Source organism: Salipaludibacillus sp. CF4.18, from assembly GCF_051262595.1.
In the GTDB taxonomy this organism is placed as follows: domain Bacteria; phylum Bacillota; class Bacilli; order Bacillales; family Salisediminibacteriaceae; genus Salipaludibacillus; species Salipaludibacillus neizhouensis.
The window spans coordinates 1-8,911 of sequence record NZ_JBIMEV010000093.1 but is presented as its reverse complement, the minus strand read 5'-3'; the positions used below and the strand labels follow the sequence as shown (position 1 = coordinate 8,911).

The following is an 8,911-nucleotide window of genomic DNA, read 5'->3' as shown; positions in this document are numbered from 1 at the left end:
CTTTTAAGTCTATTTTAAGCTTTTGAGAGTTTTCCCTGCAGAGAAGAACGAACACATATCTATTTCTATTATATACATATTTTTTATATAGGAGAAACAGGTGGCTTTGCAAATGAAGAAGTTTGAATAGAATGAATTCGGGGAAAGCATAAATAATGATTATTAAATAAAGGGCAAAATTACTGAAAAGTGATGACGCAAAGCTTAGGGGCTAAAGTTTTTCACTATGCCAGCCAGCTACCAACTTTCACCTCTTTGCGAAAGTAAAATAGGAGGTATTAGGATGATGAAAATAATATGGAATGATTTTTTTGGCAGTTACTATATGTACCGTTATAATCGATGCGGTGAAAATGAAACTGAAAAGAGAAGCCAATTAATAAAAAAGGTTATTTATCATCAAGAAAGAATTTTGAAAATCAAACTGTCTTAGCGATTTGTTGTTCTGTGCTGATTTGCTGTATTGGAATATGGTTTCACCTGTAAAAAGTTAAAAATATTTTTAAACAGTTTTATAAAACAAATTTGCGAGTCAGGTCGATGTGAGAATTTCTATTTTTCTTACGTTGGCCTGACTTTATTATTTGCTTAATTATTTTTAGCACCCTACGTTATAAAACTATATGCAGAAAGCCCCAGTCTGTAAAGAATCGAGTAGCTCACATTCGAATGGGTATAATTATCAGATGTTCCTCTCATGAAAACTACGTTGAATGGAATATAACGATGCAGAGAACCGTCCCTAAGCTCTACCTACGCTCTAAACACCAGGTTTGGGGAGACGCCAAATATTCTTGCTGCTTGACGTTGGGATATTCCTTCGACTTCTTTTGTTTCTCGTAATACGATATCTCTTTTTAACTTAGGGAGACTTTTTACTTGTGCGATCTCAACCTCGCCAAGAATCTTTTTGATTTCCATTCGCGCTTCTTCATCTGTGAATCTTTTTCTTTCCGTTGATCGATCATCAAGGCATTCATCATCATTCGTTTTCTCGTTAAATTCTTTAAATTTCATTTTTGCGACAGCGACATCATCGGAAAACATTCTCAAAATCACATCTTCATCTAACATAAATCTTGAAAAACTCACTTTTTGACCGTAATAACCAGAGCAACTGCTCCATCGCCATTCATCAACAGTCTTTGCAATCCCTGCTTTTACAGGGTTTTGGTGGATATATCTGATTACCCTCAGCAAATACATATATGTTTCCACATTTTCACTTTTGAACCTGTCCTGAAAAAGATGTCCGGTTGTTTTGTACTTCAAATTATAGTACCAGACAAAACTCACTCCGATCCGCTTCATCGTCGTAGAAATATCTTCATTTCCTTCCTTCAAGAGAAGATGTACATGGTTATTCATCAAACACCATGCGAAAACGTCCATCTCTGATTTTATTTTGTATTTTTCAACAGTTTCCAAAAATGTCATGCAATCTTCATCGTCATGGAAAATTTCCTGTTTGTTCGCCCCCCTCAACATCACATGATACACCCTACTCCTACTCTTAACCCTAGCTCCACGAGGCATGCTTACCACCTCCAAACAAAGGGACGGTTCTCTTGCTTCCTTTGGGAATTAACCAGTTAAAGTGATTCTGGAACAGCATCATGAAATAGGGGATGGTCTTTAGCAGATTTACGATACATTCTTCGATTGGGACAGGGATTATTCTCAATATATTCACGCATGTTCTGATGAATCCTACTGACACGTTTCATTCCTCCAATATGTGTGCTAGTTTTTTATGAAACAAAGGGGTATAAAAAGAGGGGCGAAATATCAAGGAGATCATGTTTAATTGGTGAACTAGTAGATTTTTAAGTTTTTAAATTACAGGGATGATAAGAAGTCGGAATAATATGATTGGTAAACTTTCTGGGGTAATAAATGGGTTTCGGGAAGTTTGATGACGCGATGAAAAAAGAAGGTCACAGGAGTTTTGGTATTTCTTCGAAGATCGTTCGATGGATAAACACGATGGCTATTGCTATAAATAAACCTGATTTTCTAATGATCATAATTATTCGCGGCAGGATGTATGAGTACATTATCCTCTACAAAACTCAACTTGAATAAAATACAGAATCGTATTTAATAAATCTATCATATACTAATTCAGTCAATTTTTCACTATTTAAATAGTAATGTTCCCAGCAAAAACTTAAAATATAATTTTGCCGGAAACATAGGCTACCTTTTTAACAATGCTCAACTAAACTTTTCAGCCGAATCATCGATCGCTCCAGTGTACTCAATATCTATGTATCATTCGAATATATCACTCAATGCCTCTTCAATACGCTCATTGGAAAAATAGAGATTCTCTACGTCATCTCCGAAAAAATGAGCATTCACTTATTCACGATTCTCCGTCAATAACAATGAAGCAGAGAACCGTCCCTACTGCTTCGTTAAATACTCGACGATATAGTCGGCCCAGAGTTGGTGGCCTGCTGTGTTGGGTCTACTGTTTTCTAAATATTTTTTTAGATTCTCAGGATCATCGATGGCCGGCCAATTTTCCCAGTGGTTTGCATAATCTAAGCCTTCTTTTTCCGCAAAACTGGCGAGGTCTTCTGTTGTTTTCTCTGTATAATAATCTGCATCCGCAAGAGGGTTTGCAGGCATGAGAATGACACTCGTGTCAGGAAGCTCTTTTTCAATCGTTGATAACAGGATTTTCAAATTGCTTAACGTATCTTCTATTTTAATCACATTGATATCATTTAGAATGAAGGGTTCGACAAACAAGATGTCTGGATTACTCTCAATCACTGTGTCTACATAGTCTGAATCGATAACATCAATAGAAAGAGTTACACCTACGTCTATGACGGTCGAGGTAATATCTTGATTAATGAGCTGAGATTCCAGTTTTGACGAAACGAGATACGGCAAACTTACTTTTTCTTCTGCGTCATTTACTAATGAAGATGAACCTAAAAAGCTGAGTCGGATATCGTTAGCTTTGTTTTTCTCTTCCACCCAATCACCTAATATGCCTTCTATTTCAGCCGGGGTTTCTTCCTCCTCATATCCTAAAGAAAACGCAACCTCACTCTCCATTTCCTCCACCTCAGTTGGTTGTTCTTCAGGTTCAGGCAAATCTGACATCACTACTACGGTCGATTCTGTTTTCGCAGCAGTTGCAATGTTCGCTAACTTATCTTTGTAATGAACATAACCAAAGAGGATAGTCGCGATGCTCAAACAGATAAACATAATAAAAAATAAGTTCTTCAAAAAAGATAACCACCTTTCCAAAAAGTCGCGAGATACACTCTATCCTAATTCCCGATGGCCTTGTTAAATCCCTTCAAATCCTCCTTACTTTTCATCGCCTATTACCGACATAGAATGCAAGGTGGATGCAGGGGACGGTTCTCTGCTTCATCCGTGCGGACTTCTCCCCTGATTCTGGAATTATTTAGGTATCATTTAAATCTATTCCCCCAATATGCCATTTAAATATCTTACCTATTAAGGTTTACCCGATATGACTGTACAAGAAAAAGCAGACACCTAATAGATATCTGCCGCAGTTTAAAAGTAAAGTTCCATCACTTATCTTAAGATAGTTTTCCTTCTTCCAAATAACTCTTTGTTATTTGATTTAAGTAATCGAGCACGTCTTTTTGCAAATCTTCTCTTTGCAACGCGAAATCTATCGTTGCTTTGACAAATCCCAGCTTATCACCAACATCATAACGCTCACCGGAAAACTCGTACGCCAAGACAACTTGCTCTTCATTCAGTTTCTTAATGGCATCCGTTAATTGAATTTCATTTCCCGCTCCCGGCTCCAATTCATCCAGAATCCGGAAAATTTCCGGACGCAACACGTAACGGCCCATAATTGCAAAATTAGAAGGAGAATCTTCCTGCTTTGGTTTCTCAACCAAGTCCTTCACATGAATAACGCCCTTTTCAACCTCTGTTGACTTTGGTGATACGATTCCGTACTTAGAAACATCTTCATCAGAAACGGGTTGCACCCCGACAACGGAAGAATTGTACCGGTCAAATACATCGATTAGCTGCTTTAAACAAGGAGTTTCAGACTGAACAATATCATCTCCAAGTAACACAGCGAAAGGTTCGTCACCAATGAAGTGCTTGGCGCAACCAATAGCATGTCCAAGCCCTCGAGGCTCTTTTTGACGGATATAATGAATATTTGCCATATTGGATATACCTTGCACTTCCGCTAGCAATTCCATTTTTTCTTTCTTTAGTAACGTTTCTTCCAGCTCATAAGACTTATCAAAGTGATCCTCAATCGCCCGCTTTCCGCGACCACTTATGATAATAATGTCTTCAATTCCAGATGCAATCGCTTCTTCAACGATGTATTGAATTGTTGGTTTATCAACAATAGGAAGCATTTCTTTCGGTTGTGCTTTCGTTGCTGGCAAAAACCTTGTCCCTAGTCCTGCAGCAGGAATAATTGCTTTTTTCACTCTCATCATTTATGCCCCCTATGATTAATCATTCCCTATATCCGAAGAAAGGTAGTTTCACTCTTGATTACTAATATGTATTCGTTTTTGTACCAATTAACATGTCCAATTATTGATCATTGTCCAGCCGATCATGATTGAGAAAACTAGATACTATCATCCATCCATCAATCTATTAATTTTACCAAATAACAGGATATAATACTCTGTTTTTTTTCAATTTATATTCGTGTTTTTATATACTCGTGGTGCCCCACCAAAATGATGCAGAGAACCGTCCCTGCGCTTCCGATGGTATAATGGGATAAGGCTAAGGAAGGGTGGGGGTGGTGAGGTGATTATACTTAAATTTTTCAAACGACTATTTCGGCTATGTATCGATCGCCACTATAAGCGTCATGCGGTCATCCATCATCGCTATAGAGTTCAATCGTTGCTTGGGGTTGGAAGCTATGGGACGACTTATCTATGTAAAGATCTAACTACCAATCGCATTTGTGTCGTAAAACAGATGACAAAAAGCAAACGCAAAAAAGTCATCCAAGAACAATTTAAACAAGAAACAACCCTTCTTGCACAATTAAACGAGACGAACATTCCGACATTATATGATTCTTTTATTTTTGAGAATACCCTGTTTATTGCGATGGAATATATGGAGGGAATAAACCTGGAAGATGTGCTTTTTCTCAAAAAACAGCGGTTTTCCGAAAAGGAGTCCTTACGATTAATCCATGAATTGGTGCAAATTCTAGCAAGTATCCATTCATCGGGAATTGTACACGGAGATATTCGAATCCCTAACGTCATCCTGCAGGACACTTCCAAGCCCGCTATTATTGACTTTGGCTTAGCCAAGCAATGGAAAAGTTCGTCTGACAAACCTGATCCGAAGGTAAACGAAACGAATCTTGAACTTCTAAGAGAGGACTTTTATGACTTAGGGGACTTATTGCTTTTTTTACTCTATTCTAATTATGATTCCGGGATAAAAAAAGGACGTCCTTGGACCGAGGAATTAACCCTGCATCCAAAAACGTCTCTTCTTTTAAAGCGATTACTTCGTATAGAAAAACCTTATTGGAACATTAATGAGATCATGGAAGATGTCACGCAAGCTATTGCTCAATTGCATAGCAACGAGCATTAACTGCTGCTCCCATACCCTTTTCTTTTATAACGGTGACTTCCGTGGGAAGAAGATCTGTGTCGATCACTGCTGCTGTATTGTCTTCCGCGTCCGCGATAATGACGATCACTTGAACTATACGACCGGTGCTTTCTTCCACTGCTGCTGCCCCGACTGCTCATTAATTTTTTTAATATCTTAAACATGTCCAACACTCCCTTTTGTAGTGAGAACTCTAAATAATTTTAAATCCTTAAATGCAACGATAGTTACTGTAATAATACCACACCCAAAGATGATCAGCGTAGCTTAATTAATATCAAACGAGCTTATACTTATCATAAAAAGCTTGTGTTGCGTGCCCAGGTAACTTCGGAAGGATCAATGATTAGAAAACGATCATCTTTTGCTCTAGCAAGCAACATCGCATCTAAAATCTCCCCCAATTTAGTTGCCCCTGAATATTCCATATCCAATTATCTACTAAAATAAACGTATAATCGCGATAGTCTCTCTGAATCTTAAATGAAGCAGAGAACCTTCCCTACCTGTTTGGTCTTTCACGGGGGGTCATATTCATAATAAAGTAACCAATAATAAGCACTAATATGACTAGTGAATAGAGCAATGTATCTAGAGGATTATCGTAATCAACAATAATCAGCCTCACCATTGCGGTGATACCGATGTACATAAAATACCTCAATGGAAAATGATAATCTTCCTTGAAATATTTAACGATCATCGTAATAAACTCAAAATACAGGAAAAAGACCAGGATTCCAGCAAGGAATTCCTTATAATCGTTTGTGCCTTCCGTCAATATCATATAAGTAAAAGCGATCAATTCCTGTACGAGCAAAAAAGTGAGAATAGCTGCTAAAAACACAAGCGATGTGTTTAAAATTAGTTGAAATACTTTAGGAATTAATTTCATAGTTAGTACGTTATTCGATTTTCTTCTCATCTAGCCTAATCACACTCTTCCAGTTTTATAGATCCTCACAACGTTTATCTCATCTATTTCTTTTATTAAAATTCAACGCGATTGTGAACTAATATAAGAATTAGTCACACGTCGGTACTTGATGCAGAGAACCGTCCCTATGCTTCCAAGCCTGCGACGCCGAAGCCGCCGGGGCCGGCATGGGTGGAGATCATCGCGCCCGCTTGAATCCATTTGACATTTTTGAAGCCGCCTTCCTTTGCGATCTCATCCATTCGCTCCTTGATACTTTCTTCAAGACCGAGGGAATATTGAAAATACAGGTTTTCCCGGTCGATATCGTATTTGTTTAGAAAATCTAGCAGCAATTTTTCGGCGACGCGGTTCATTTTCCCTCGATACTTTTTGGTTGAAACGAGGTTACCGTCAATTAATTCTATAAGTGGCTTTATTTTTAACAAAGCTCCTCCAAGATAGGCCGCATTACTAACACGACCACCTGCTCTCAAAAAATCCAGCTTGCCCGGAACGAAAGCGAGTCTTGCTTTTGGAACGATGGATTCAATTTTTTTGATTAAATGAGCGGGTTCAATCCCAGGTTCATTCTCCAACACGGAAACGGCATACATCACCACTGCCATTAGTCCCCCTGTCACGTTCAACGCGTCAATTAGAAAGAGATCCTCAAAATCCTCGGAAGCCAGAACTGCATTTTGAAAGGACGAGGATGCTTTGGATGTGTAACCAATGTGAATTATAATGCAATCCGGAAAATCCGCTTTGATCTCTGCGAAAAAGTCATGATATTCATAGGCATTTGTTGATGTAGTGGTCGGTATTTTTTTCGTACGATCATAATAGTCATAAATATCTTGTACGGGCAACGAACCATCCAGATAATCTTGATCGTCCATGATTACGTGCATTGGGACGACTTGGACATCATGTTTGCTGGCTAAATCGCTTGGCAAATCTGCTCCACTCTCTGTCGACAAAATAATTCTGCTCATAAGTATATCTCCTCATTTCCAAGTATCTACAGGGATGATCCTCATGGTGTCAATAGTTGATTCAAAGCCTTCCCTAGAAAAGGAAGAACTGTACTTTTAATTATAAAGGAAATAATGGAGGTATGTGAAGTTTGAAGAAATATATTTTACTATCAGTCGTGGGTTTTGACGCGGGATAGATTAGCTGACCAGGTTTTCGCGTATAATCTCATTTAAAGGCTAATGACAAATGTGGGGTGACTTACTCTTTATGGCATGACAACTACCTTTGCGGCCACACCTATTTTCATTCCGAGGCAAAATCCCCTAATTGTGGCGTTATTCCTTGCTACGTTGCCTTTAGAAATACCAGTCGTTAAAAAGAAGTAGAGAAACATTCCCTCTCACAGACCTATTTTCACTACCAGCATTCCGTCTTTAATTTCTATGTTTTTAAGGTTACCGATTGGGACACTCTTAATCTTTTCAATTTGATTTAGATCAAAACTAATGATTTCATTACTATAAAAAACATAAGGAGATTTATTTTTAAGTAATTTTTTATTTAACCAATTACAATGAAATGGTTTCACTTTTTTCACTCTGAAATGGATAATCCTATTTTGCGTACATTCGGGAACCAAACTCATTGAGAAGTTAATCGTCATCGTGATTTTCTTGACGGATCCAGTTACAATCAATAATCCATCGTGGAATTCAACAGCTGAAATGCTTATATTTTCGTCTTTAATATTGTCCTGCAATAGTTGTAATATCTTATCTTTCGAAACCCTTATCGGTGCTCCGTTCTTATTAAATTTGAAAGCAGTTCTTGTCATTTCCCCTAATAATCCCATCACGATCACCTCTTTTCAATATATACAATAAGAAAAACGCATAGCGGCTTTTATAAATTCTTATCTCTTAAAGATAAAAATGGTTCCTTTTTCCCCTTCCGAAGTGAACGTTTAACAGTCTTTATGTCTAATTCTATTTTACTATCTAAATCTTAATAAACAACTACAATTTTCAAAAAATTATCTTTTATGTATAATTGTAATAGTTATATAGAACTAGGTTAATGATGAGTGATTTGAATGGATTGATTTACAGATACGTCAACGAATCCTTTCTTAATCTCCGCTTATAATCAGCGGACTATAAGCTAATGCTTATGGTACTTTTTCATTTATATTCCTTCACCCGTCACCAAATTTGCTGTACAAACACAAAAAAGCCCAAGTGTTGAAGTACTTTCCTTCATACTTGATCACTTGGGCTTGTCTATTTATTAAATTGTCTTTGCAGTCTTTTTTATTTAATTAGAGCCAAGTCAGACAGCTTGTCCACACACATATGCTCAGTCAAACGGGAGCAG

10 protein-coding genes and 1 riboswitch are annotated in these 8,911 nt (G+C 37.6%); of the genes, 3 read left to right on the top strand and 7 right to left on the bottom strand.

Annotated features, from left to right (window positions below):
- Positions 1–162 precede the first annotated feature (162 nt).
- Positions 163–245, top strand: a riboswitch (cyclic di-GMP riboswitch).
- 38 nt (positions 246–283) lie between these two features.
- The gene (locus ACHABW_RS24890; protein ID WP_183040986.1) at positions 284–433 is read left to right on the top strand and encodes a hypothetical protein; all 150 of its coding nucleotides are present in this window, start codon (positions 284–286) and stop codon (positions 431–433) included.
- Positions 434–753: 320 nt separating this feature from the next.
- On the opposite strand, the gene ACHABW_RS24885 is transcribed toward ACHABW_RS24890, so the two are convergent.
- Entirely contained in the window at positions 754–1,488 is a 735-nt protein-coding gene (locus ACHABW_RS24885) for a transposase (RefSeq protein ID WP_435759610.1), read from the bottom strand.
- A gap of 408 nt (positions 1,489–1,896) precedes the next feature.
- Here ACHABW_RS24885 and ACHABW_RS24880 point away from each other — a divergent pair, with 408 nt between their 5' ends.
- Positions 1,897–2,085, top strand: a complete 189-nt coding sequence (locus ACHABW_RS24880) for a hypothetical protein (RefSeq protein ID WP_435759606.1) — start codon at positions 1,897–1,899, stop codon at positions 2,083–2,085.
- 324 nt (positions 2,086–2,409) lie between these two features.
- Here the strand turns inward: ACHABW_RS24880 and ACHABW_RS24875 are convergent, their stop codons facing one another.
- Together ACHABW_RS24875 and galU are read right to left on the bottom strand one after the other, a co-directional pair.
- Positions 2,410–3,252 carry an SGNH/GDSL hydrolase family protein gene (locus ACHABW_RS24875; protein WP_435759604.1) on the bottom strand — a complete coding sequence of 281 codons (843 nt, stop codon included), beginning with the start codon at positions 3,250–3,252 and terminating at the stop codon, positions 2,410–2,412.
- Between the two features lie 326 nt (positions 3,253–3,578).
- Entirely contained in the window at positions 3,579–4,475 is an 897-nt protein-coding gene (galU, locus tag ACHABW_RS24870; protein ID WP_435759608.1) for a UTP--glucose-1-phosphate uridylyltransferase GalU, read from the bottom strand.
- A gap of 328 nt (positions 4,476–4,803) precedes the next feature.
- On the opposite strand from galU, the gene ACHABW_RS24865 reads away from it, so the two are divergent.
- On the top strand, positions 4,804–5,619 hold the full coding sequence (locus tag ACHABW_RS24865) for a serine/threonine protein kinase (RefSeq protein WP_435759602.1): 816 nt from the start codon (positions 4,804–4,806) through the stop codon (positions 5,617–5,619).
- On the opposite strand, the gene ACHABW_RS24860 is transcribed toward ACHABW_RS24865, so the two are convergent.
- The 4 genes from ACHABW_RS24860 to ACHABW_RS24845 form a co-directional block, all read right to left on the bottom strand.
- Positions 5,588–5,758 (bottom strand): hypothetical protein, encoded by a 171-nt coding sequence (locus ACHABW_RS24860; protein WP_435759600.1) that lies wholly within the window; start codon positions 5,756–5,758, stop codon positions 5,588–5,590. The two genes, ACHABW_RS24865 and ACHABW_RS24860, sit on opposite strands and share 32 nt — an antisense overlap.
- A 384-nt stretch (positions 5,759–6,142) precedes the next feature.
- Positions 6,143–6,565, bottom strand: a complete 423-nt coding sequence (gene psiE / locus ACHABW_RS24855; RefSeq protein ID WP_435759599.1) for a phosphate-starvation-inducible protein PsiE — start codon at positions 6,563–6,565, stop codon at positions 6,143–6,145.
- Positions 6,566–6,702: 137 nt separating this feature from the next.
- Positions 6,703–7,554: a DegV family protein gene (locus ACHABW_RS24850; RefSeq protein WP_435759597.1), complete on the bottom strand. Its 852-nt coding sequence runs from the start codon at positions 7,552–7,554 to the stop codon at positions 6,703–6,705.
- Positions 7,555–7,937: 383 nt separating this feature from the next.
- Positions 7,938–8,390, bottom strand: a complete 453-nt coding sequence (locus ACHABW_RS24845; RefSeq protein WP_435759595.1) for a hypothetical protein — start codon at positions 8,388–8,390, stop codon at positions 7,938–7,940.
- Positions 8,391–8,911: the final 521 nt, after the last annotated feature.

Coding starts and splice junctions, on each gene's coding strand:
- ACHABW_RS24850 (WP_435759597.1), bottom strand. CDS start 7,554: ATGAGCAGAATTATTTTGTCGACAGAGAGTGGAGCAGATTTGCCAAGC.
- ACHABW_RS24885 (WP_435759610.1), bottom strand. CDS start 1,488: ATGTTGAGGGGGGCGAACAAACAGGAAATTTTCCATGACGATGAAGAT.
- psiE (WP_435759599.1), bottom strand. CDS start 6,565: ATGAGAAGAAAATCGAATAACGTACTAACTATGAAATTAATTCCTAAA.
- ACHABW_RS24880 (WP_435759606.1), top strand. CDS start 1,897: ATGGGTTTCGGGAAGTTTGATGACGCGATGAAAAAAGAAGGTCACAGG.
- galU (WP_435759608.1), bottom strand. CDS start 4,475: ATGAGAGTGAAAAAAGCAATTATTCCTGCTGCAGGACTAGGGACAAGG.
- ACHABW_RS24845 (WP_435759595.1), bottom strand. CDS start 8,390: ATGGGATTATTAGGGGAAATGACAAGAACTGCTTTCAAATTTAATAAG.
- ACHABW_RS24890 (WP_183040986.1), top strand. CDS start 284: ATGATGAAAATAATATGGAATGATTTTTTTGGCAGTTACTATATGTAC.